The organism is Peribacillus sp. NJ11 (assembly GCF_030348405.1).
Taxonomy (GTDB): domain Bacteria; phylum Bacillota; class Bacilli; order Bacillales; family DSM-1321; genus Peribacillus.
On record NZ_JAUCFO010000001.1, the window covers coordinates 1,387,988 to 1,413,791 of the forward strand.

Genomic DNA, 25,804 nt, shown 5'->3' on the forward strand with positions numbered 1-25,804 from the left:
ATCAGTTCAAACGGCTTTTTAAGAAGAAAAAGGGTGTAATAAGCCCATTTCCTTCATTTTTTAATCGATGGAAGAAAGAGTATGATAAAAGCATGTTAGAGAGGAAGGAGTGAAAAAATGATTAACCAAGTTACCCTCGTCGGCAGGCTTACGAAGGATCCCGAATTAAGATACACACCCGACGGCAAGGCTGTTTCCAATATCACATTAGCAGTCAACCGGAACTTCCGTAATACTGTTGGTGACTATGAGGCGGACTTCGTACAGTGTATCATATGGAAAAAGTCGGCTGAAAATACTGCTCAGTATTGTAAAAAAGGTGCCATGATCGGCATCACAGGCAGAATAAAAACAAGGAGATACGAAAATCAAGAGGGTAAATATGTATATGTAACTGAAGTGGTCGCCGAGAGGGTTCAATTCATTGGATCAAAACAAAATGATGTTAAGCCCAAGGAGATTGAACATATTGGTTTATAGTCTTATGTGGAGGTTGATCATGTGTGAGGATATGAAGCTTGCCTGGGCAGGAGCAAGCTCGCTTTATAAGACCATACAAAAGAAAAAGCGGATGGAAGAACTCATTAGTGATTTAATCCATCATGTGGTGAAGACCCATGTGAAAACTTCCAATAATGAATCATGAATTAGTACAGATTAATTTGAAACTTACTCAATTGGATAAACAAAACAAGTATTTATATGAACATAATGAAAAATTAATGCAACGTATTTCAGCACTTGAACAAAGGCGTAAAATATTTCGATGACGGGAAAAATTCCGTTAAGCTTGTCTGTAGTATATAGAGTTCATTTTCACCCCTTCATTCCCCAAAGGCTAATATAGCTTTTTCCTCGCTGGAAACTCCGATTTACCCTCATATGGAATCAAGTTTTCTGATTCCCTTCCTTTAATGACTGCAAACAAGCAGTCTTTTTTTCATGCCAAAATGTGTGAATTTAAACAAAATAAAAAAATAATTCTGCCAAATTAGAATTTTTAGAAAATATATTGTAATATTTTAATTTTGATGCAATAATAAACCCAATAATATAATTGGAAAAAAAGTTATATATAGGAAGTGATTTGATGGACGAACCAATTATTAAGGTGAGTGGGCTGCGAACCAGTTTTCGTACTGACGATGGGGTGATCCCTGTCGTGAATTCAATCGATTTTCACGTCAAACCTGGTGAAGTTTTAGGTATTGTAGGAGAATCAGGATGCGGAAAAAGCGTAACTTCTTTGTCCATCATGGGTCTGGTTTCTTCACCTGCTGGTAAGGTGGAGGGAGAAATCCTTTTTAAAGGAGAGAATATCGCAAATGCCTCTGAAGCGAAAATGAGAAAAATTCGCGGGAATGATATAGCGATGATATTCCAGGAACCGATGACAAGTTTGAATCCTGTGTTCACTATTGGCGAGCAGTTGGTGGAGACGCTTCGGATACATAAAAAATGGAACAAAAAGCAGGCGCGGCAAAGAGCGGTAGAAATGTTGAAGCTGGTTGGGCTTGGTCGTGCCGAGGAATTGATTAATGAATATCCGCATCAACTTTCAGGTGGAATGAGACAAAGGGTCATGATAGCAATGGCCATGATCTGTGAGCCGAAACTCCTTATAGCCGATGAACCGACAACGGCTTTGGATGTGACGATCCAGGCACAAATCCTAGAGTTAATGAAGAATTTGAATAAAGAAACAGATACGGCAATCATGATGATTACCCATGATCTTGGCGTTGTGGCGCAAATGTGTGAACGTGTCATCGTCATGTATGCCGGCAAGGTAATAGAGGAAGGAAATGTGCAAACGATTTTCCAAAACCCTAAGCATCCTTATACGGTCGGATTACTTCAATCAATTCCGGATATGCGGATAAAGAAAGAGCGACTTTACTCGATACCGGGTAATGTTCCAAAACCTGGGACAAGCAGCCTCGGTTGCCAGTTTGCCCCTCGGTGCTCCCATGCCATGGAGCAATGTTTGAATGAGACACCGTCTCTTATGAAATTTGATGAGGGCCAGCATGTTCGTTGCTGGCTGTATGAAGATGGGAAAGGAGCTGCCCTGCATGAATCAAACATTGGTTAAGGTAGAAAACCTAAAGAAACATTTTCCAATTAAAGGAGGGGTTCTAGGAAAGACCATTGGAGAGGTCAAGGCAGTGGATGGTTTGTCTTTTTCCATTTATAAAGGGGAAACTTTAGGCCTTGTCGGAGAAAGCGGTTGCGGAAAGTCGACAACGGGAAGATTATTGCTTCGATTGCTTGAGCCGAGTGAGGGGAATGTTTATTTCGAAGGAAAAGACCTGACGGCTTTATCTTCCCGTGAAATGAGAAAGATGCGCCGTGAAATGCAGATGGTCTTCCAGGACCCCTTCGCTTCCCTCAATCCCAGGCATACTATTGAAAAAATATTGGAAGAACCGCTCATCGTTCATGGGGTTAAAGATAAAAAGACGCGAAAGGCCCGTGTACAGGAACTCCTTAAGGTTGTTGGCTTAAGCAGTTACCATGCTAAAAGGTATCCGCATCAATTCAGTGGTGGCCAGCGGCAGCGTATTGGCATTGCGAGGGCACTTGCCGTAAACCCCAAGCTGATCATCGCCGATGAGCCCGTATCTGCACTGGATGTTTCGATTCAGGCCCAGGTCTTGAATCTCCTGCAGGATTTGCAGGAAGATTTTGATTTGACCTACTTATTCATTGCCCATGATCTTGGAGTGGTAAGGCATATCTCCGACCGTGTCGGTGTGATGTATCTTGGACATATAGTTGAATTGACGGAAAGTGAGGGACTTTATGAAGATCCACTTCACCCATATACCCAGGCTTTATTATCGGCCGTACCGATCCCGGATGTGGAATACAAGGGGGATAGGGTAATCCTTCAGGGAGATGTTCCAAGCCCATCAAACCCGCCTGGAGGCTGTCCATTCCATACGAGGTGTCCGAAAGCCATGGTAGAGTGCAAAACGGAAAAGCCAATCCTGCATGAACATAAACCTGGTCACTACGTTGCTTGTCATTTATACAATTGACACGACGTATACATAAATTCGCAAAAATAAGGGGGAAGAATATGAAGAAAACATTAGCTTTATTGTTGACTGGTATCCTGGCTCTTTCACTAGCGCTAGCGGGATGCTCCTCGTCTACATCAAAAGAGAAAGATGATGGTAAAGGGGGATCGAGTGATGCAAAAGGCGGCGTATTGATTTACGGTAAAGGCGGAGATGCGGTCGGTCTTGACCCAGCTATCGTAACCGATGGGGAATCATTCATCGTCACACAGCAGATTTTTGAAACGCTTGTGAAATATGGGGAAGATGATACGGAAATTAATCAGGGTCTTGCAGAATCATGGGAAGTGTCCGATGACGCAAAAACATACACATTCAAATTGAAAACCGGCATCAAGTTCCATGATGGTACTGATTTCAATGCAGATGCGGTCGTAAAAAACTTTCAACGCTGGGCGCAAAGTAAGGATGAAGGTAAGTTTGCTTACTATGCTTCCATGTTCGGAGGATTTGAAGGTGATGAAGGCCATGTGATCAAAGAAGTAAAAGCTATCGATGATAGCACGGTGGAATTCACTTTGAACCGTCCGCAAGCTCCATTCCTGAAAAACCTTGCCATGCCTACATTTGCAATAGCCAGTCCGACTGGATTTGAAAAAGAGGGAGACAGCTTCACCAAGAATCCATCTGGTACAGGTCCTTTCAAATTCAAATCATGGAAACCTGGCGATACGATTGAAGTGGTGAAAAACGATGACTATTGGCAAGATGGCCTGCCAAAACTTGATGGAATCACGTTTAAGGTCATTAAAGATAACTCTGCGCGTTTAAATGCTGCAATCAAGGGTGAAATCGACCTGATGGACGGTTTGAACCCAAGTGATATCAGTAAGGTTACAGGAGATGACAAACTGCAAATATTCGAACGTGCATCCATGAACGTCGGGTACTTTGCTTTCAATGTTGAGAAAGCACCATTCGACAAGAAAGAAGTACGTCAAGCAATCTCGCATTTGATCAACAAAAAGGAAATCATTGATAATTTTTATGAAGGCACTGCAGAGCCTGCCAAGAATCCTATGCCGCCATCCGTTTCTGGCTACAATGACAAAGTCGAAGACTATGATTACGATGTAGAAAAAGCGAAAGAACTGCTTAAACAAGCTGGACTTGAAGACGGATTTAAAATGGACCTTTGGGCAATGCCGGTACCGCGCCCATATATGCCAGATGGTCAAAAAGTGGCTGAAGCCATTCAAGCAAGCCTAAAACAAGTCGGCATCGAAGCTAATATCGTTTCGTACGAATGGGCTGCATATTTAGAGAAAGTGCAGGCTGGTGAAGCTCAATCCTTCATGATGGGCTGGACAGGCGATAATGGAGATGCGGATAACTTCCTTTATACATTATTGGATAAAGATAATATCGGCTCCAACAACTATGCCCGTTATGCAAACGATGAAGTTCATGAGCTACTGATTGATGCTCAGTCCACGGCAGATGAAGCCAAGCGTAATGAGTTATATGGAAAAGCTCAGGAAATCATCCATGATGAAGCTCCATGGGTTCCACTTGTCCACTCTTTACCACAGCTAGCCGGATCTAAGACAGTCAAAGGGTTTGTTCCACATCCAACTGGTTCTCAATCCCTTGTGAATGTTTCTCTAGAAAATTAACCGTACGAACCGGGTAGTATGGAATCTTGCATGCTTCCCGGTTTTGTTATGGAATGCATTTCAAAATGATCGAGGGCGCTTCGAAGGACCCTTATTTAAAAGGCGGGTGATTGTTTTGTTTTCCTATACCGTACGACGTTTAGGATCTCTCATTCCAGTGTTACTTGGAATGGCATTTATTGTATTCATGATGATTCGGGCGATTCCTGGAAATCCAGCACAGGTGATTCTAGGGCAGCAAGCAACAGAAGAGGCAGTCGCTGCAATGACAAAGGAACTTGGTTTGGATAAACCTTGGTTCATTCAATTTTGGGATTACTTATCAGGCCTGTTAAAGGGTGACCTGGGTGTATCGTTAAAAACGAATAGTCCGGTTTCTGAAGAAATTGGGCCATACCTCATGGCCACGATAGAGCTGGCATTGATCGCCATGATCATTGCAGTAGTCATAGGTGTGAATGCAGGGATAATATCAGCTTGGTTCCAAAACTCATGGTTTGATTATGTAGCAATGGTTATTGCGTTAATTGGTTTGTCCATGCCTATATTCTGGCTGGGATTAATGGAGCAATACATCATTTCAATACAATGGGATTTACTTCCCACGACAGGGCGGGACAATATCAGGGATCCTGTTGAGGCCATAACCGGTCTGTATTTGATAGATACACTCATTGCTGGCAGAGTGGATCAGTTTTTCGAAGTGATCAAACATCTCATTTTGCCGGGAATTGCGCTTGCGACCATTCCAATGGCCATTATTGCAAGGATGACACGTTCGTCCATGCTGGAAGTTATGAGATCGGATTTCATTCGTACGGCTCGTGCCAAGGGAATGAGAATGTTTTGGGTTGTTTACAAGCATTCCTTTAAGAATGCCTTAATTCCAGTGGTTACGGTTATCGGCCTCCAGACAGGATTACTTTTAGGCGGCGCCATATTAACGGAAAACATTTTTGGGTGGCCGGGTATAGGTACATATATTTATGATGCAATACTATCTCGGGACTATCCGGTCATACAGTCCGGAATTCTCGTCATCGCCTTTCTGTTCGTCATGATTAATCTAGTTGTGGACTTGTTGTATGCAGCGATCGATCCTAGGATTAAGTATAAATAGGGAGGGAAACTCATGCCTGAAATAGCAACGAATACATCGCCAATCCTTCCTCCCAAAGAGGCAGAGGAAAAAGTCATCTCTCCCTGGAAGGAAGGATGGAAAAGCTTTAAGAAAAATAAAGTAGCCCTTGTTGGTCTGGGGATTGTTTTATTTTTCATCTTAATAGCCGTCTTCGCACCGCTAATAGCACCCTATTCATTTGAGGGACAAAAGCTAAGTGATAAACATTTGGCACCATCTGCGGAACATTGGTTTGGAACGGATGAATTTGGCCGTGATATTTTGAGCAGGGTCATTTATGGCTCGCGCATATCAATAGGGATCGGCTTCTTATCTGTAGCCGGGTCTGTCGTGGTTGGATCTTTTTTAGGAATCATTGCCGGTTATTACGGTAGGTGGATAGATACGATCATATCGAGGGTCTTTGACATCATTCTGGCCTTCCCGAGTATCTTGCTGGCCATTGCTGTCGTGGCCGTTTTGGGACCTTCCCTTCGCAATGCACTTATTGCCATTGCCATCGTCAATGTCCCGATATTTGGCCGGCTTCTACGTTCACGGGTCTTAAGCGTGAAAGAAGAGGAATATGTAACGGCCGCGAAGGCCATTGGAATGGGAGATGGCCGCATTCTCCTTCATCACGTCCTTCCGAATAGCCTTGCACCGATTATCGTCCAGGGTACCTTGGCGATTGCTACTGCCATAATTGAGTGTGCAGCACTTGGCTTTCTCGGTCTCGGTGCACAGCCGCCAGCACCAGAGTGGGGAAAAATGCTTGCCGATTCAAGAGCGTTCATCATTCAAGCACCATGGACGGTTCTTTTTCCTGGGCTTGCGATCATGCTTACGGTACTTGGCTTTAACCTAATGGGAGATGGCCTGCGTGATGCTCTGGATCCTAGAATGAAAAACTAGAAGTAAAAGGTGATGTTAGTTTTAACATCACCATCTTTTTGTCGTCTATCTTGTAAATCTATTAAAATATGAAAAATAATAACAATATCCTAGTTTGAAATAGGAAAATAGTGACTATTATCTCTTAAATTCACCCCAAAAGTTGTGATATTTTTATACTAAGTAAGAATATTCCAAAAATACATTATTTTAGAGGAGGAAAGTTCATTGATTAAACGTAGCTTGTCCATTCTAGCAATCTTTCTATTAGTATTTACTGCAAGCGTTTCCGCAGCCAAGCTCCCAGATCCCCCGACCGGTTCGGGCGGTGCAGGTGAGAAGAATCAGGAAAGTATTATAAAACTGAAGAAAAATGATTTGGGGAAGAAATACAAAAGCAACGAGAAGGTCAGGGTCATCGTAGAGATGAAGGATGCCCCGGCAATAGAAACGGCTTCGAAAGAAGGGAAACTTTTTAAACAGCTATCGAAAAATAAGAAACAACAATTAAAGTCCGAAAAATTAGCTGTTCAGAAGAAATTGAAAAATAAGGTGAAAGAGAAGAAAATAGCTTTCAAGGAACTTGAAAGTTTTACCACAGTCGTCAATGGGTTCAGTGGTGAACTTCAATATGGTGAAATCAAAAAGGTGGAAGCCATGCCTGAAGTTGCTGAAGTACATATAGCGAATGAATATGAACGTCCTGTAGAAAAACCCGAGATGCTTTATAGTAAAGAACTTGTCCAAGCCCAGGAAGCTTGGAGGGAATATGGATATAAAGGGGAAGGGATGGTCGTCGGGATTATCGATACTGGAATCGACCCATCTCACCGTGATATGGTCCTGAACGACGAGAATAAGGCAGAACTGACTGAAAGTGAAATTAGCGGAATGAAGGAATCTAGCCATCTATTAGGCAACTATTATACGGCGAAGGTACCTTATGGATATAATTACATGGATGAAAATGAAGAAATCCTTGACCTTGGTGAAGGGGCCTCCATGCATGGAATGCATGTAGCAGGGACGGCTGGTGCCAATGGAGATGAAGCGAATGGCGGCATTAAAGGGGTCGCTCCTGAAGCCCAGCTGCTTGCTTTAAAGGTCTTCGGGAATGATCCCGCCATGCAGACAACATGGGGAGATATATATATTAAGGCAATTGACGACGCAATCATCCTTGGGGCGGATGTGCTAAATATGAGCCTTGGCTCAACTGCAGGTTTTGTATCAGCAGAAGATCCGGAGCAGCAGGCAGTATCCAGAGCTGTTGATAATGGGATCCTCATGTCGATTTCAGCAGGAAACTCGGCTCACTTTGGAAATGGATTTGCAAACCCATCAGCCTCGAACCCGGATATTGGCGTTTCAGGTTCACCTGGACTTGCTTATGATTCGGTACAAGTGGCCTCGGTCGAGAATAACTATATGGATTTGGATGCGGCGACTTATGATATAAATGGGCAAGTAGGAAAAGCGCCGTTCATGTCGGCTTCGAGCGTACATCCCAATGCTTTAAAAGAAAAGACGCATGACTTGGTTGCCGCGGGTCTTGGGACGTCGGAGGAGCTTTCCAAAGTGGATGTAAAGGGCAAGTTCGCCCTCATCGAGCGCGGCACACTTTCTTTTATTGAAAAGACGCAAAATGCCCAGGCAGCAGGAGCGGCAGGAGTCATTATTTACAATAATGCTGATGGATATATCTCCATGGCTACAGATCAAAACATTACGATTCCTCAGCTGTTCATGTTGAAATCGGATGGTGCAAAGCTGAAGGCGGCCTTAACTGATGGAGAAAAGGTGAAGATTACTTTTAATGGTGATAAAACAAAAGCTGTAAATCCAGAAGCAGGAAAAATGAGCGCATTCAGTTCATGGGGAGTCGCACCGAACCTGGATTTCAAACCGGAAATCACTGCTCCAGGCGGACAAATTTATTCGACGTTGAACAACGATGAATATGGAATGATGAGCGGTACTTCGATGGCCGCGCCACATGTATCCGGAGGCTCTGCACTGGTTCTTGAAAGAGTGGATAAAGACTTTAAATTAGATGGATCTGCCCGGGCCAATTTGGCTAAGAACCTGATGATGAATACTTCAAAGCCATTAATGGATCAGGGGGTCGTCAATAACGCCCTTGCATGGGAGAATCCTTACTCTCCTCGCAGGCAGGGAGCTGGAGTCATGCAGCTGCAATCCGCATTGTCCACACCTGCTGTCGTGACGGAGGTGTTCACGAAAGAAGCGAAGGTTGCAATGAAGGAGATCGGCAATAAGTTCGCCTTTACTTTAAAGGTTGAAAACTTCAGCAACAAAGCAGTCAAGTATGATGTAAAAGGAAATATCCAAACAGACTATGCAATCCAGGGACAACTGGGTTATTCCGCGCACCAGTTAGAGGCACAGGAAATAAAGGACGCTTCTATTAAAATCAATAATAAAGATACAAATAAGATTACCGTACCTGCAAAAAAATCGGTTACATTCGAAGTGAAGGTGGACATAACCGATGCAAAGGTACTTGGCGATGACCTTCAGACTCTTGTAGACGTTGACAAGGTCTTTCCAAACGGATATTTTGTTGAAGGGTTCATTTCATTGAAGGATCCAGCTGACACTAATCCGGAACTGCATGTACCCTATGTAGGGTTTAAAGGGGAGTGGGACAAGGCCCCAATCCTTGATGGCACTAAATATGATAAAGAGTCTTTCTATGGCATGGCAGGTGGAGTATCGACAGAAGGTGAAGATTTCACTTATCTTGGCTACGACCCTGCGGGGAAAACATTTAATGGCAAAAATATTGCGATTTCCCCAAATGGCGATGGAGCGCAGGATGACTTCGTGCCTGTCCTATCATTCTTAAGGAATGCGAAAAAGGTAGAATACAATATATTGAATGGTGAAAACAAATCAGTCCGGAAACTTCGCACAGAGAATAATGTGCGTAAGGACTATTATGATGGTGGGGAAGGGACCGCATACTCACTTAATCCAGCCCGTAAATGGGACGGTAAAATCAATAATGCACTTGCTAAGGATGGGGTCTATCATTTTGAAATCAAAGCGATGATAGATTACGAGGGTGCAAAATGGCAGACTTTCAAAATGCCTATCAAAATCGATACGGTAAAGCCGACAGTCAAGATTTCTAAAAAAGGCAATGTATTAACCATCCAAGGTAAGGATAATTTGAATGGCTCAGGACTTGCTTATTACGATGTGCAAGTCGATGGAGCATCCATCATGGAGGAGCCGCTCCCGGCGAATTCGAAACAATTCACCCTACCTGATGTAAGAGGGGAAAAGGTTCAAGTAGTGGCAATTGACTATGCAGGTAATGAAAAAACGGCTGAAACTGAATTAGCCAGTGATTCAGCTCCAATCGATAATCATGCACCAGCTGTAAAGATAAAAAGTCCTGAAGCATTAAGCGTGAACAATAAAAACAAAATCAAAATAACAGGAGATATTGAAGAAGCGTCGGAAATAAAGGAATTTAAAATAGATAATAAAACGGTCCCTGTAACGTATAACAAAACGAATAATAAATATGAATTCTCATATGAAAAGAAATTTGAAGACGGCGTCAAAAGCTTTACGGTTAAAGCGACAGACAAATGGGATAACACGGTTTCCTTTAAACGGACGATTATGGTCGATACAACAAAATCAGGTATAAAAGTTAAAGGCGTACCGGCAACTGTAGGATTCAAAGGGAAAAATCCAAAAGTGGATGTGACGGTAGAAGATAATTTCGATGAAATCCGCCTTTACCTGAACGGAAGCGAAGTATTCCATAATGAATTCAAGGAACCATATAAAATGCGTGCCTATAAGAAGAAGATAGAGGATCTGGAACTGCCGCTTAAATCAGGCAACAACAAGTTTGAATTTAAGGTGACCGATCTTGCAGGAAATGAATCGAAGAAATCCTTTAACATCAATAAAGCAAAAAAATAACGAAAGGCAGCCCTCTTTCCCAAGAGGGCTGTTTTTGCGTAAAAAGATTTCCGATTATGAATTTGGAGTATGAATTCTTTCGTGATGATTTTGGAGTAGTTTGCTGCGTTTTCACCGTGCTAATATGGAAATCTATTAGTGAGGAAGTATTTTCATTATCTAGCAGGTAAATAGTGACAGGTAAAGGAATTAGGTATAAAGAACTGATAAAAAAGGAGGATATCTATGTATCGTAAGAAGTATTCGAGCAAAAAGGTATATAATCGTGGAATTACAGTGAAATTTGAAAGAAAAGGAAGCGACTCATCACTTACAAAACCGAGTTTCTTTGATGCACTTCAGCACGTCAATTCTCCATTTGAAAAAGAGCCCCGCTCAGATTCACCCTATCAGGATTTTCCGCTATTTCAGGAGGTAGCCCTTTCTTTTTTTGAAAAGGGTGCTAAAACATCAATTAATTATGACCCCCACCAAGAAAAAATCACCATTGAGGAAAGTTCAGATGAATATCATCAGAATAAGGGGGAGGCGCTTGCCGAAATCCTCGATCATATCATGATCAATCATGGAAATCACCATTCTTTTTTCATCATCCAACTGAAAGAATGGAACGTAAAAAGGAAATCAGGCACTCCGTGACTTTCTTTACATTTCTTAGGCAGGACATTGAAAGCAGGTCACTTTCGTTAAAGTGGAACGTAATTCGACAAGGTTCGTTACCCGGTACATGTAAATTGTTCAGTTCAATATGAATGGGGGCTGCCACGAGCAGCTCCATTAATGTCTCAATACGATGAGGCGCTTTTGATCATTCAAGAATTCAAACTAACTGACGAATGATCTTTGAAAGGGTTTGAATGCCATAAGCTAATTGGTCCTCCGAGGCGTATGAATATGAAAGCCGTAGATGTGTCGTGTCATTTGGTTCATATATGTACCCCGGATTAAGGAGTATGTTCTCTTTTACCGCTTGCTTGAAAAGATTTGGATTCACGATGGGTTTACATAATTTTAACCATATATAAAATCCGCCTTGAGGTATATTCCATTCTGCCAGTCCCTTAAAATATTGATTGAGTAGAGATAATGTAAAATCTCTACGTACTATCAACTCATGCCTTAGCCACTCTAAATGCTTTGAATATTGACCACTTGCCAACCATTCTGCCACAAGGTATTGGGAAAGTGCACTGGAGCCGTAATCCATTTGCATTTTAATATCTGCTAAACGTTCAATCACAGTTATTGGACCAGCAACCCATCCGATGCGCAATCCGGGGCTTAACGTTTTGGACATACTGCCAATGTGCAATACAAGGCCATCTGCATCAAGTGATTTTATAGGTAGCGGTGGTTCCTTTTCAAACCACAAGTCACTATATACGTCATCTTCAATAATCGGAATCTGTTCTTTTTTGCATATGGATAGGAGGTTTAGTCTTTCTTCTTTTGTCCATGTAGTATTTGTTGGATTGTTGAACGTCGGAACAGTATAAAACAATGACGCTTTCTTCTTTTCAATGATGCGCTTCATTTGTGTGGGAATACTTTCACGGCCTTGGTTTGATAAACCTACTAAGTTCATGCCCGCAGATTGAAAAGGATGAACAGAATTTAAATAGGAAGGGGATTCATGTAAAATCATTGATCCCTTTTGAAGTAAACCGACTGAAATCAATTGGAGTGCTTGAAGCCCGCCAGAAACGATCATGAGGGAGCTGGGGCTTGCCTTGACTCCTTTTGTTTCTAAATAAACACTTATACATTGGCGGAGCCTTTTATCGCCCTTGGGTTCAGAATAACCCAATGAGTGGGCATCGAAAGAAGTGGAATGCAGCGTCTTTTCGATTTTTTTTGTCGGCAGGAGAGACGGTGAAAGTTCGCCCGTGCCTAATCTGATGATGGTGGTGTCTGTTTCATACTGATTAATGTCCTGAATCGTTTTTAAATTAGGTTCATGAAGGCCATTCCGGACATAGTTTCTCCAGTCGGGCTGTTTGCTGGAGACGAGCACATTCCATGTGTTATTCGAAACGAATGTGCCGGACCCTACCTTGGTTTCCAAAAGTCCATCTGCAATCAACTCATCTATAGCTGTAATGATGGTACTTCGGTTAACGCCAAAGGAATCGGCCAATGACCGTTGTGCTGGAAGCTTGGTCGCAACGGGCCATTCCCCCCTTGTTATTTGTTGTTTCATCCAATCCACTATTTGTCGGTGAAGTGATATGTTGGATGTCCGGTTAGGTCTCCATTCGATGATCATACGAAAAATCACTCCTTTCAGGTCTATATTCATTATAAATTGGTTGGATTGAAAACCAACCAATTGGATGGTCATTTCCTTTGTTTTTTTCATTATACTGAATGTGGGGGAGGGAGGTATTCGTATGGGACCATTTTTTCATGGATTATTATTGGCATTAGGACTGATACTGCCATTAGGAGTCCAAAATGTATTTATTTTTAATCAAGGAGCAATCCAACCTACGTTAAAAAAAGCATTGCCTGCAACGATCACAGCTGCCATTTGTGATACCGTACTCATTCTGTTAGCCATTTTAGGTGTATCGTTGATTGTCATGCAATATGATTGGTTGCGTCTTACGTTAATCATAATCGGAGTTATATTCCTATTGTATATGGGTTTTCAGATTTGGTCTGCCAAAGCAAATACACAGTCAGATGCTCAAACTATGCAAATGTCCGTTAAAAAACAAATTGTATTTGCTTTATCGGTATCATTACTCAATCCACATGCAATCTTAGATACGATAGGTGTAATCGGTTCTAGCTCACTTGTTTACTCAGGAACTGATAAAATGATTTTCACGGGAACATGCATCGTTGTGTCATGGTGCTGGTTCCATGGATTATGTCTTGCGGGACGATTGCTGAAAAAGGTTGATACATCAGGCAAATTCCTTGGAATATTAAATAAAATCTCTGCAATCATCATCTGGATTACGGCTCTCTATATGGTGAAATCGTTTTTTTGAAAAAATGATATTGTGCAGCATTAACCACTTAATGGGCACTTTAAAAAAATGAAGGAGAATACATATTATATGTATTCTCCTTTTATGTCTTGATAAGCAATACCCCGCACTCATTCATCTTCATATCGAGAGAGCGGGTGTTTGAGTGTGAGAACATTATTGAAGAGCAACCAAGTCCTTGATTTCCTCTGTGGAAAGTTCGGTGATCCAGTTGTCACTGCTGATGATTTCGTCGTTCAGGGCTTGCTTTTTATCAAGCATCTGGTCGATTTTTTCTTCCAGTGTCCCTGTGCATATTAGCTTATGAACGTGAACGAAACGCTGTTGCCCAATTCGGTATGCACGGTCGGTGGCTTGATTTTCAACAGCTGGGTTCCACCAGCGATCATAGTGAATCACGTGGTTTGCTTCTGTTAAATTGAGCCCGGTGCCACCTGCTTTCAGCGAGAGAATAAAGATAGGGAACTCCCCATCTTGGAATCGAGTGATCATTTCATCACGCTGTTTCTTGTTCGCACTCCCGTTCAGGAATGGCACTTCAAAGCCATACCGTTTTTCCAACAATTCTTTCATCATATTGCCCATCCCGATATATTGTGTAAAAATGAGACAGCTTTCATCCTGTTCGCGGACAGCATCGACAAGCTCAGTCAGCTTCTCAAGTTTGCCTGATCGGTTAGGCGCCTTCATGATGTTTTCCTTGTCCATCTCTTTTAAGTAAAGAGCTGGGTGATTGCAGAGTTGCTTTAGCTTATTCAGCATCTGCAGGATGATGCCTTTTCTTTCAAAGGCCGACAGTTGTTCGATATCAGTAAATGTATCTTTGATCAATTGTTCATACAACGACGCTTGCTCTGTGGTAAGCGGTACGAATTCTTTTTGTTCTTGCTTATCCGGGAGATTAAGTGCGACTTCTTTATCGCGTTTTGTACGGCGGAGTAAAAATGGCTGTATCAAACGCTGTAATTCTTTGACTTTATCCTTCTGTTCATCACGTTCGATGGTCGCCACATATTTTTCCTGAAACTGACCTAGCGTTCCAAGATAACCTTTATTAGTGAAGTCGAAAATCGCCCATAGTTCACTTAAACGGTTTTCCATTGGCGTACCCGATAAGGCAATATGATGCCTGCCATTTAGCTTGCGGACCGCTTTGGATTGCTTTGTTTGGGCATTCTTGATGTTTTGTGCCTCATCAAGGATTACGCTGCTCCAATGGATGGAGGACAGTTCAGCTACATCTTGGTGGGTCAGGCCGTATGATGTTAAGACAATATCGTGGTCCGCTGCCAGTTTAGTAAATGCTTCACCCTTAGCCCGATTTGAACCGTAGTGAAGGTGAACTTTAAGTGTTGGTGCGAATTTTTCCAATTCCTTTTGCCAGTTGCCTAATACTGATGTTGGGCAAACGATGAGCGCCGATTGTACAGAGACGGTTTCGGGTGGAGAGGTATTCACCTCAGCCTCATCGCTGCTCTCTTCGTTTCTTTCCTCTTCGACGATGATCGTTTCACTCTTTTGTTCGTCCAAGGGAGTAGTGGGCAGCTCTTTACTTGCTCCTTCTTTGTCTTTCACATGAAGGAGGTAGGCAATCATCTGGACAGTCTTCCCAAGCCCCATATCGTCGGCTAGACAAGCACCAAAACCATGCTCCCTTAAAAAAAGGAGCCAGCTCATGCCCAGTTTTTGATAAGGTCGTAAATCGCCTTGAAGTGTATTGGGGACGGGCAAAACGGATATGTTTTTTGTTTCCCTGAGTCTTCCCACCATTTTACGAAGCTCCTGGTTCAATTCAAATTGAATCCGGAGCATTTCGTCGTTTTCAGAATCGTTATCGCTATCTTCATTTACGCCATTCAACAATTCCTGCTGCAGCAAATCAGTCAGCTGGATTCCTTTTTCATTAGCCGTTTCCATCAGCTCCTGAATTTGTTTAATGAAAGCGGGATCAAGCTTGACCCATTGGCCACGGATGAAAACAAGCCGCCTTTTTTCATTGACGAGCTCCTCGAACTCCGCCTCAGTGAGCTCTTTGCCATTTAATGAGAAACGCCAATCAAAGTCCATTAAAGCCTTTAACCCGACATAAGAAGGGCCGCGATTTGATTGGCTCTTTACTTTTGCCTTAACCTTCAAAGAGGACTCCTTCAAGGCAAGCCACCAGGATGGAAGGAGAATTTCGACGCCAAGAAACAAGAGTTTTTCGCTTGCGTCGGTCAAGAACTCCCATGCATCCGTTTCCGAAATCTCCCTTTTTAGACGTCCATTCTCTCCAAGCCATGGCACGACGAGTTGCCAGCGTTTCGTAGCACGCACCACTTCACTTGCATACTTATTCCAGCCACGCGGCAGTTTCTTTCCTGTATATGTTTCGATGATATTCTCATCCTTTTTGGAACGAAGGGTGACATCGAGTATCCAAGGCCCATTACCATCAGGAGGCTCAGTTAAACGGAGGCCTATAGTGAATGGTTTGGGATCGGGTTGGGTCCCGAGCCATTCCTGCCAGCTGTCTTTGTCAAAAAAGGATTGCAATTCTTCGGGAGAAAGCCGTGAATCCTTTAATGCCCCGACGGCTTCACTCCATTTATGCTGCATGGGTGAATAGTTTTTTAAATACATATTAGCGGCACCGTTATACCACTTTTCGATAAATGTACGATTGGTTTCCAGTTCAGGTGAAGGGAGATCCAAAGATATTTCTTCTTCCCAAAACGAAGGGACGAATTCCTCCTCCACCTCTTCCGGCAGCTTCCAGCCGATGGAGTCCAACTGAAGATTAGTGAAATCCGGTACGGGGATTCCAGCTTCTATGGATTCATGAAGCACAGGCGCTGCCGACAGGCAAAGGGAGGATATCTCGGACCATTCCCATTCTATGAAGGAATTAAAGCTTTCCCTTGCAAAAAAGTTGAGAAGTCCCCAAGCGTCAAGAATGAATATAGGATTTCCATCAACTAAATCCGTGGTCATTTTAGTACCATAAAAGCTTGCGTCATCCCAATTGAATAACAGCCTGCGTATATAATTGGTATTGAGGAAGGTATTCTCTTCATTGACTACGCCAAGGGCGTAGGATCCGTTTTCGAGAGCCGCTATTTTGATTTTTAATTTCCCTGGATTAAACATCGATAAGCTTACCCCTTTTTAGTTCTTCTTGGAAAGCGCGAAGCCGTTTGGTTGAATCAGCTACATAAAGTATATAGCGTTCGAATACGTCTTCCTTTTTGCTCTTTTTGTAGATGGTGCGCATCCTTTTCAAATAACGGACAGCTTGCTTATATGCAGGTCGGTTTTTTAAGGAAACTTTTTCCTGAACCGCATGATAATATAGGGGCAAGATTAGTTCCGGTTCTTTTGAGACCACTTCCTTGATGGATTCACTGCTGATTAAGTCAATGCTGATTTCTGAGTAAATATGCATCTCCACCCATTTTTTATATTGTCCTTGTTCAAAAAGGAAATTTGCATAATTCCAATAGCTGTGCGGAAGTGTGGCTCTGTAAAATTTCTCAAGCAAATCGGTTCGTTTTAGCTTATAACAGCAACTGTTAATTAAAGTCGTAAAGGTCCGTACGAAATCTACCCGCTGATAATAATCGGATAAATCCGCAAGAAACTCCTGGACATTAGCGTTGATGAATTCAATGAAAGGGATGGCGCGTGACCGGTTGTCTGATTCAGACAGGAGATTCAGCCAATAAAAAATGTATGGACAGGCTTCCTTCTTCAATTCATGGAGTAGTTCAATCGCTTGCTTATCATGATTATCCAGAAGGGATAGGTGAATGGCTGCGAGGGAATAGGACGTCCTCTCAGTCGTGCCCATATACTTCTCAGGAAGTTCTTTCTTGATTCGTTCCAGTTCCTCTTTACGCCATGAGGAGTTGGAGAATAAGTAGCTCCAAATCTCCCGGTAGAGGTCGATCTTTTCATATTCCAGACCATCTCCTCCATCCAGCAGCTTGGCTACATCCTCCTTGATGCTGAAAACGAAGGGATCAAAGGCGAATGGCCTAGCTTGCCGGCTAAGCGGCTGCACCGTTTCATGAAGCTCTTCTGCTAGGTCGACAGCAAGTGCATAAAAGACCCGGATCATTTGCGTCTGACTTTTATGTAACTGAATCATTCTCAGTGTTAGCTGCATCGTGCAAAATTGCGTAACGAAATGGTAAAGCAGTTTCCATTCCCTTTCCATTGGAGCTTTAGAGCTAAGGCGTTTTAAGTAAGTTTGTATATGGTTTTCAATCATATAAGTAGGCTCGCCTATATGAGGCTCGACATGTTCCTCAAAGGTAACATTCACGAATTGCTTCCATGATGGATAGCTTTTATCTAAGGTGATGGATTTCTCCCCAGCCTGTTTAAGTAAATCACTCGCCCGTTTTACTTGCTGCAGTGCTTGGGCGGTTGAGGTATTTTTTGGTGCTTTCCATTCGCTCAGCCAGTCGGAAACACTAGCGTGTTCTGAATACGAAGAAAAGAAAACGGCCATTTGATGCCGGCAAATGAACCTTGAATCACATGTACAGCTTCCATCCTGAGGGAAGAGTAGGTTCAGCCTGGCCTTAAAGCGCGTTTCATCCTGTACCTCAGCCGTAATCGTATCTGCCGCTTCTTCTTTAATATCAACAAGCCCCTGACGGTATAACTGAAGCCCTTGATTCACCACGTCCGAATCTTCCGGATTCCCGGCCTCCAAAAATTCCGCCAGCCGCTCCCCAACTAACAACAACTCCCGCTCCATACTCTCCTCCTTCAGGGTCAAGCCCTGTTTACCAAAAATATATTTTTGTATGATCATGAACCATCAGTACTTTAACAATCGTAGTCTTGCCTGGGTTAACCAAGGAATTGCCACAGTGACAATTTTAAAAGCCATCACAGCATATGTACCATGCTTGACTTTTTTCATGGCCATTCTCTTTCCGTCTTTTCATTTAACCCCTGTAAAAGTCAATATCGTCAAAAACCCCCTTGAATATAAGCGGTTCGGATATATAGCCTTCCAAACAGGAAAAACTAGCATTCATGCTAACCATGCCACAAATCCTTCATCCGCTTCACATTGCCAAATAGCCAAGTGATGAGGGGCAGGAACCATTTTTAAAAGTGGGTTTTTGAAGCATCTCTTTATTATACTTCATTTTGGCTTGGAATTTGAAATGTAGAATAGAGGTTTTGGAAATGATGAGTCGAGAGCTTATACATATTCTTGGTGAATGGGAAGAGCCATTCCCGTGGGAATGGCTTTATATATAGAATTAGTTTATTTTCATTTCATTCTTCCAACTGTCCAACTTTTTGTTGATGAATGTAGCGAAGGTATGATTTTTTTGTAATGTGAAGAGAAATGCTGACTTTTCCAAGTACTCTTTTGCCTCTTTAAAGTTACCTACGAGTTCAAAATTGTAACCTAAATGGTAATGTAAATCCGCTAACGCATATAATTGATCATGTTCGAGGCACCACTTTATGGCATCTTGGCAGCAGGCAATGGATTCTTCATATCGGACCAGGCGTGTTAAGACTCTGCCAAAATTATAGGATAAGCGTGTCTTTAGTGTTTTATCGGTCAAAAAGGGCAGGGCTTTCAAGTGATCTAAAGCTTTCCTTAACAAGGCAAAGGCATTTTCGTATTGTTCTTCGGCAACATACATCACACCAAGGCTACTCAAGATTTCAAGCTCCCGTTCCGAATAAATTTTATCAGTCGTATGAGTGATGGCGATGGCCTGATTAATAAACTCAATGGCTTTATCTAAATCTTTATTTTTTTCATATTCGTATATTCCCTTGTGCCAAAGAATCAATTGATGATTCTTTTTATTCTGAAGAAAGAGCGGACTGTTCTCCTCAGCCTTAACAATTTGCTGCATTTCTTCATAATTTCGGGTTCTTCTGGCTATTTTTAATTGATAAATCACTTCTTCGACATAATCCAGCCTAGGGGTCATACCAATATCGAAAAAATAGTTTACATCAACGCCTAAACGTTGAGAAATTAAGTAGAGAGTGGATGCATATGGATAGACATCGCCCTTTTCAATCTTACTGATCTGTGCTTGTGTACAAATACCGGATGCCAACTCTTCCTGGGAAAGTCCGATTTGTTTACGTAGCTCTTTGATCTTTTGTCCAACTGCAAAAAAATCCATTTTGATTCTCCTTAAAATATGCCTAGAGTTATATTTTGTTATGAAAAATCGGTGAAAGCTGTATGTACAGGTCCTGAATGGTTTAAATAGATTCTTTAGTCGAAATTAATGGTTTTAAGAAATGTGGTTAAATATAACTATAGAATTAATTTCTATTTTAACCAATATTTTTTTAAAAGAAAAGGAGGAATGACCTATGAAAAAAAGTACTAAAGCATTAGTCGTATCTTTTCTTATCATCGCTGCTTTTGTTATTGTCCCAAGCGAATTACCAGGCCTTTACGCAGAACTTCCAGGTTTATATAAATAAGTAATGAAGCTTCCTATTATTCATTCAAGCATCTTCATATGAAGGTGTTTTTTTTATTCTTATTAATAGATTATTCTTTTGCGCATATTCCTTTAGTTATAATTATCCATGCAATGGGGGTGAAAGGTCCATTTGGTAGGTGTGGAAGAAACGTGAGCGTAGTTTGGAACGCCTATTTCCTTTTATTAATTTTGTTATAGTGTAAATAATAAAACGGAGAGAGGTGTAAGGTTAATGATTGATATTAATATGAAAGTTCAACCCTCTTTTTACGATGATGAATGTGCCATTGTGTTTTCTTTTTCTTTTGATAAGGCAACCAGGAATATTGGTGAAGCTGTGGTGTACACATGCAAAAAATCAGATGGAAAAGAATACAGCCAAGATCATATAGATACAGATGTACAAGAAAAAATCGCTTATATTAAAGAATTTTCGATTGTAGATGAATATCAGGCAACCTCCATGAAGAAAATTCAACATTTTTTGAATGTAATCGGTATCAAAAAATGTGTGAGGCAAAACCTTAACGGAAATGAAATCGCATTTTAAACGATAAAAACTCATGACACCATACATGTCATGAGTTTTTACCATTTAGATGAGAGTTTTGAGAATTCATTTTCATTTTTTTGATGAAATCGCTCATTTGTTTCCTTTCACTTGGTTTTGAGTTATTTGTTCTTTCGAAAAATTTAAAGTGTTGTTTATTGTTATCGGATTTCATGATGTCTCTCCTTTGCTTTTTTTTATTTACCCTTATTCCATTATTTAAAACGTGATTTTCATGATTTATGGATGGTTCAATGAAAATCTTATGATTATTCCTAAAGTTATATTTTCATCTGTGAATCTCTGTATATAAGGATTAATTAGATAATACTTAGTTCTAAAGCCCAAATATGGAGGGATTTCGTGGTTTATCATCCTGAAAATAAATGCTAAAATGGTCCGAATATCGGATTTTTCATTAGAAACATCAGTTTCTAGTACCCTAAAGTGAAGAGGGTTGAAGAACTCTTTTCGATGGCCCCCGAGCACTTGCTTGGGGGATCTTTTTTTTATTTGGTCAATTTGTCCAATTTATTTCTATAATATGTTTCGTTTTGTTTGTATATACATGGGTAAATAATAATTAAATAAATGAATTAACCCTTGTTTGTCGCAGGTTTAATCGGAGGAATATATTTATGGATGTGAAAGATAAGAATGATGCCACGAAGCGAACTTTCCAGCAGTACATTTTTCCGTTTACGCTTGAAGGAAATATGATTGAAAAGTTTGTGGAAAAGTTGTTGGAGGACAATTTCGTTTTTCTGAACTTGAAAGATATGGAACAACAAAATCAATTTTATGGTAGCCATAAAGTTTCACACCGTAAATTGGAAAAGTATTTCATGCCTTACATCGAGCCGATATTATTTCCAGGAAACGCAAAACAGAAGGAAGGCTTGCGGCGCTTTACGAAAAAACTGGATAATGATTGTACCTTCGAATCACCCTATTTAAATACCCCATTTATTATTAACTCTATAGATATCTTCATATGCCCATTTCATATTGGCATGATGAATCTCCGTGTTACGTTACCTGAAGGACTTTCATATAATGATGTTCTCTATTTTGGAGATACATTCCGAATCCTTGAACCGATTGCTGATGACGAAGAAAAAACGAAAGTCGGCTGTAGGGAAAATCAGTATGAACAGGTGAAGGATTTCATCTTCAATGAACTATTGCCGCCAATGGAAGAATATATGGATGAAGAACAAGCGGACCCGACCTATTTTGGAAGTTTACCCTTCTTCATCGATGAAAGAATGTACGTGATCAGTTACATTGCATTCCCTGAGAATCGTGATATTTCTAAAAACGACTTATTCCGGATCAGTGAACTGAACGGGTATGACAATGATGGGGAGCCATATATAGGCGCATTAAACCCTGATTATATTGAAAGGTATTATCAAGAAAGGGTTTATGACCGGTGGGGCAAGGAAACCTATTATGTAACAAGCATGTATCATTTCGCGTGTGTCACGAAAGCGACAGGTAAACTGGAACAGGAACTGGCAAGCGAAATGTACGGCCAGCACTTTTACACGGTGTTGCTTTTCTTCTATTATAAAATTGTACTGCTCAAATTGGCTCATGAACACTCCCGAATAGATGTGGAAAAAGATCAATCGGATACGGAACAGCTGATTTTCATGATCACTGAGTTTTCTGCAAAATATTTATTTACTGAAGTCAATAGTACGGCTATCGGTAAAGAGCTATTCAAAAAAACGGATGAAACCTTCAGGATCGCCCCTCTCTATAAAGAAGTGAAGGAAACACTTTCCTACCTTTATCAAAACCAGGATAAACTGGCTGGGAAAAGCAGTAATTATCTCTTGCAAATACTAACGATTTATACGGTTATTTCCGGGATATTCGGAATGAATCTATATATTGAAGATTGGAAAGGGAAATTACCGTGGAAAGCATATATGAATTACTCCCTATACGAATGGGTAGCTGTCATGGTGACGACGAGCGGTCTCATCATTTCGAGCATCCTGGGCTTTTTCTTCTTGAAAAAATGGTTGCAAGAGAAAAAAAGCCGAAAAAAAAGAATGCTTTAGTTTTTCGAAAAAGGGGAATTAGGAATTGCCTCACCCAACGATTATCGTTCATGTTTTTTTACTTTATTATAGTGGATGAAACCCTCACTGGTTTGATGGAATTTGCGATACTCCTGCCGAATAACTGGCTAGCCTGGACCACGCAGGATGCTTGCTTTGATGCGGCTTGGCAGACGGTCGGCGGGAAGGATTTGCGGATTTCCGAAAACAACTGGACCTTTTTTAGAGAAAAACTGTAGCTGCTGGTTTTTTTTTGAACCATGAATTTAAAAGAAAATCTTCATGTTTTTTTACTTTATTATAGTAGATGAATTCTTCACTGGATTGAAGGGATTTGCGACACTCCTGCTGAATAACTGGCTAGCCGGGACCCCACAGACGCTTGCTTTGATGCGGCTTGGCAGACAGTCGGCGGAAAGGGAACGGATTTCTGAAAACAACTGAAACGTTTAAAAAACTGTAGGCAAACTCGCTTTCTTCGAAGTTGTCTATAGTCTGAAGTCCTGTACAATATGTACAGGACTTTTGCTTTAGAAAAAACAAGGTTAATTAGCAAAATCAAGAAATAGGTCATACAAAATCCCCCATTCCCCTAATATTTTGATAAACTATAGGTATATCACTCTAACTATTCATTAGGAGGAAATCATGAAGAAACTAGCTTTAGTTTCCAGCTTATTGTTAATGAGCGTATTGTTCCTGGCAGGATGCTCGGATGAGCCAACTCCAGAAGATCGCTTTGCAGCATATACGAAGCTTTGGAATAAACAGGATTTTACGAAGATGTACGATTATCTGTCACCGGAGACAAAGAAAGAAATCAGTGCGGATGAATTTGCGAAACGTTATGAAAAAATTTATACGGGCATAGAAGTCGACCAATTAAAGGTGGACTATAAACAGCCAAAAGAAGAAAAAAATCATAAAGATGGAGAAAAGGTGAACCTTGCTTATACCGTTGATATGTCCACTATGGCAGGTGCAGTCAGCTCTGACCATAAAGCGACCCTTGTCAAGGAAGGGGAAGGTGAGGAAGAAAATTGGTACATCCAGTGGGATGAAAGCTATATATTCCCTCAATTGGAAGCCGGTGAAAAGATATCTGTTGAATCTTATCCAGCCATTCGCGGGGAAATTGTCGATCGAAATGAACGCGGTCTTGCCATGAATGGAACGGTAGCAGAAGTAGGAATTGTGCCAGAGAAAATGGCCAATGAATCCGAAACAGTTAAAAAGGTCGCTGGAATCCTCAATATGACTACCGACGAAGTGAATCAGAAATTAAAACAATCATGGGTGAAGCCCAGCTATTTCGTCCCCATCAAGAAAATGTCAAACGATAATACCGCAACCTTGGAAAAGCTATTAAGCATTGCTGGGGTATCGGTCAATAATACGGAAGAACGCATATATCCATATAAAGAGGCTACTGCCCATCTAATTGGATACGTCGGCGAGGCATCAGCCGAAGACTTGGAGAAATTGAAAGGGAAAGGTTATACCGCAAGTGACGTTATTGGCAAGCGAGGCCTTGAGGAAGTTTTAGAAGAAAGGCTTAAAGGGAAACCTGGCGGTAAAATCTTCATTAAATCAGAAGATGGCGAAGAAAAAGTGATTGCTGAAAAGCCTGCTGAAGAGGGAGAAACAATTACATTGACCATCGATGCCGAGCTTCAAAAGGATATCTTTAAGCAATATAAGAACGAAGTTGGATCAGCATCGGCACTTGATCCGAAAACCGGTGAAACGCTTGCACTTGTTTCAAGTCCGTCATTCGATCCTAATAAATATATATTCGGAATAACAAAAGCGGAACAAAAAGCGCTTGAAGAAGACCCAAAAAAACCGCTCTTAAACCGTTTCAGTTCGACGTTTGCACCTGGTTCAACCATTAAGGCGATTACTGCGGCAATCGCTTTGAAAAATGGTGTGGATCCGAATGAGACAATAAATATCCAAGGAAAAACGTGGGCCAAATCGACATGGAAAGATCATTCCATTACAAGGGTTTCTGACCCCGGTGTTCCAATCGATATGGAAAAGGCATTAATTTATTCAGACAATATTTATTTTGCCCAAAAAGCATTGGGGCTTGGAAAGGAAAAATTCTCAAATGGACTCAAGGCATTCGGATTTGATGAAGCTTTGAACTACGATTATCCGATCAAAGCATCGAGCATTGGTAAAATCGACAGTGAAGGACGCTTGGCAGACGCTGGATATGGTCAAGCTCAAGTCCAAATGAGCACTCTTCATCTCGCTATGACCTATTCAGCCTTCTTGAATGAAGGAAACATCCTGGCACCTTCGTTAATAACAGGAGATAAAATGGAAAAGAAAATATGGAAGGAAAATGCCATATCAGCAGACCAAGCAAATCAGATCACCAAGATGCTGACACAAGTAGTGGAACATCCTAAGGGAAGCGGACATGGAATAAATGATCTTGGCATAAAAATCGCAGCCAAAACGGGAACTGCTGAAATCAAGGCATCCAAAAACGCTGACGGAACAGAAAATGGTTGGTTTGTTGCAATGGACTTAGAAGACCCAGAACTTCTCATGGCATGGATGGTAGAGGATGTAAAAGGACGGGGCGGCAGCCATGTCGCTATCGATCATATGAAACCGGTTTTGAAGAAGTATTTAAAGTAAAGAAATAAGTACCCATCAAAAAATGGTTAGATGCATCGAGCATTTACCAAATAAAAAGCTGGACATGTTTTCTTCCATGTCCAGCTTTTTATTTTTTAACGGTTAAGGATTTCAGTACCTTCATAAATGATCAAAAACGTTATGTTATTCAACCTCAATATTAAAAGTTGGATTTGAAGGATAATGAGTCGTACATACAGAATGTAAAAAGAGAGTTCAGTAAACCTTAAAAGTTTGTCATCCAAAAAGGAGTTAAAAACAAGGAATGAAAATCATGGAACATGGTTCAGCAGCAGTGACATCATCCAGGATTATTATATACTCCCCCATGCCATTGGATTGAACGTATCAGGATTAATGCGTCCGGAAATCT

Annotated in this window: 19 protein-coding genes; 15 read left to right on the forward strand and 4 right to left on the reverse strand. The window is 41.3% G+C overall.

The window, feature by feature from the left end; translation table 11 throughout:
* Nucleotides 1-117 precede the first annotated feature (117 nt).
* The 9 genes from ssb (at nt 118) to QUF86_RS06890 (ending at nt 11,321) form a co-directional block, all read left to right on the forward strand.
* A complete protein-coding gene (ssb, locus tag QUF86_RS06850) occupies nt 118-480 on the forward strand; it encodes a single-stranded DNA-binding protein (protein ID WP_289314332.1) in 363 nt (120 codons plus the stop codon).
* 19 nt (nt 481-499) lie between these two features.
* Nucleotides 500-646: a hypothetical protein gene (locus QUF86_RS06855; RefSeq protein WP_289333879.1), complete on the forward strand. Its 147-nt coding sequence runs from the start codon at nt 500-502 to the stop codon at nt 644-646.
* Between the two features lie 444 nt (nt 647-1,090).
* Entirely contained in the window at nt 1,091-2,095 is a 1,005-nt protein-coding gene (locus QUF86_RS06860; RefSeq protein WP_289314334.1) for an ABC transporter ATP-binding protein, read from the forward strand.
* Entirely contained in the window at nt 2,076-3,044 is a 969-nt protein-coding gene (locus tag QUF86_RS06865; RefSeq protein ID WP_289314335.1) for an ABC transporter ATP-binding protein, read from the forward strand. Before QUF86_RS06860 ends, QUF86_RS06865 begins: the two co-directional genes overlap by 20 nt.
* 41 nt (nt 3,045-3,085) lie before the next feature.
* Nucleotides 3,086-4,702 (forward strand): ABC transporter substrate-binding protein, encoded by a 1,617-nt coding sequence (locus tag QUF86_RS06870; protein WP_289333880.1) that lies wholly within the window; start codon nt 3,086-3,088, stop codon nt 4,700-4,702.
* 115 nt (nt 4,703-4,817) lie between these two features.
* Nucleotides 4,818-5,822 carry an ABC transporter permease gene (locus QUF86_RS06875; RefSeq protein WP_289327409.1) on the forward strand — a complete coding sequence of 335 codons (1,005 nt, stop codon included), beginning with the start codon at nt 4,818-4,820 and terminating at the stop codon, nt 5,820-5,822.
* Nucleotides 5,823-5,834: 12 nt separating this feature from the next.
* A complete protein-coding gene (locus tag QUF86_RS06880) occupies nt 5,835-6,737 on the forward strand; it encodes an ABC transporter permease (protein WP_289314337.1) in 903 nt (300 codons plus the stop codon).
* Nucleotides 6,738-6,944: 207 nt separating this feature from the next.
* A complete protein-coding gene (locus QUF86_RS06885; protein WP_289333881.1) occupies nt 6,945-10,682 on the forward strand; it encodes a S8 family serine peptidase in 3,738 nt (1,245 codons plus the stop codon).
* A gap of 225 nt (nt 10,683-10,907) precedes the next feature.
* Entirely contained in the window at nt 10,908-11,321 is a 414-nt protein-coding gene (locus QUF86_RS06890; protein WP_289314339.1) for a hypothetical protein, read from the forward strand.
* Nucleotides 11,322-11,502: 181 nt separating this feature from the next.
* Here QUF86_RS06890 and QUF86_RS06895 read toward each other — a convergent pair whose 3' ends face one another.
* Nucleotides 11,503-12,948, reverse strand: a complete 1,446-nt coding sequence (locus QUF86_RS06895; protein WP_289333882.1) for an aminotransferase-like domain-containing protein — start codon at nt 12,946-12,948, stop codon at nt 11,503-11,505.
* Nucleotides 12,949-13,072: 124 nt separating this feature from the next.
* Between QUF86_RS06895 and QUF86_RS06900 the strand changes: the two genes are divergently transcribed.
* Entirely contained in the window at nt 13,073-13,681 is a 609-nt protein-coding gene (locus QUF86_RS06900) for a LysE/ArgO family amino acid transporter (protein ID WP_289327026.1), read from the forward strand.
* 156 nt (nt 13,682-13,837) lie between these two features.
* On the opposite strand, the gene QUF86_RS06905 is transcribed toward QUF86_RS06900, so the two are convergent.
* A complete protein-coding gene (locus QUF86_RS06905; RefSeq protein WP_289333883.1) occupies nt 13,838-16,810 on the reverse strand; it encodes a DEAD/DEAH box helicase in 2,973 nt (990 codons plus the stop codon).
* On the reverse strand, nt 16,803-18,428 hold the full coding sequence (locus tag QUF86_RS06910; protein WP_289314342.1) for a hypothetical protein: 1,626 nt from the start codon (nt 18,426-18,428) through the stop codon (nt 16,803-16,805). Before QUF86_RS06910 ends, QUF86_RS06905 begins: the two co-directional genes overlap by 8 nt.
* Nucleotides 18,429-18,543: 115 nt before the next feature.
* On the opposite strand from QUF86_RS06910, the gene QUF86_RS06915 reads away from it, so the two are divergent.
* Entirely contained in the window at nt 18,544-18,768 is a 225-nt protein-coding gene (locus QUF86_RS06915) for a hypothetical protein (protein ID WP_289333884.1), read from the forward strand.
* A 177-nt stretch (nt 18,769-18,945) separates the two neighbouring features.
* On the opposite strand, the gene QUF86_RS06920 is transcribed toward QUF86_RS06915, so the two are convergent.
* The gene (locus tag QUF86_RS06920) at nt 18,946-19,839 is read right to left on the reverse strand and encodes a helix-turn-helix domain-containing protein (RefSeq protein ID WP_289327022.1); all 894 of its coding nucleotides are present in this window, start codon (nt 19,837-19,839) and stop codon (nt 18,946-18,948) included.
* Between the two features lie 544 nt (nt 19,840-20,383).
* Between QUF86_RS06920 and QUF86_RS06925 the strand changes: the two genes are divergently transcribed.
* The 4 genes from QUF86_RS06925 to QUF86_RS06940 all read left to right on the forward strand — a co-directional run bounded on the left by QUF86_RS06925 (nt 20,384) and on the right by QUF86_RS06940 (nt 25,431).
* Nucleotides 20,384-20,701: a hypothetical protein gene (locus QUF86_RS06925; RefSeq protein WP_289314345.1), complete on the forward strand. Its 318-nt coding sequence runs from the start codon at nt 20,384-20,386 to the stop codon at nt 20,699-20,701.
* A gap of 638 nt (nt 20,702-21,339) precedes the next feature.
* Nucleotides 21,340-22,776 carry a hypothetical protein gene (locus QUF86_RS06930; RefSeq protein ID WP_289333885.1) on the forward strand — a complete coding sequence of 479 codons (1,437 nt, stop codon included), beginning with the start codon at nt 21,340-21,342 and terminating at the stop codon, nt 22,774-22,776.
* 282 nt (nt 22,777-23,058) lie between these two features.
* Entirely contained in the window at nt 23,059-23,220 is a 162-nt protein-coding gene (locus QUF86_RS06935) for a hypothetical protein (RefSeq protein ID WP_289333886.1), read from the forward strand.
* A gap of 204 nt (nt 23,221-23,424) precedes the next feature.
* Nucleotides 23,425-25,431 carry a penicillin-binding transpeptidase domain-containing protein gene (locus QUF86_RS06940; protein ID WP_289333887.1) on the forward strand — a complete coding sequence of 669 codons (2,007 nt, stop codon included), beginning with the start codon at nt 23,425-23,427 and terminating at the stop codon, nt 25,429-25,431.
* The last annotated feature ends 373 nt before the right edge of the window (nt 25,432-25,804 follow it).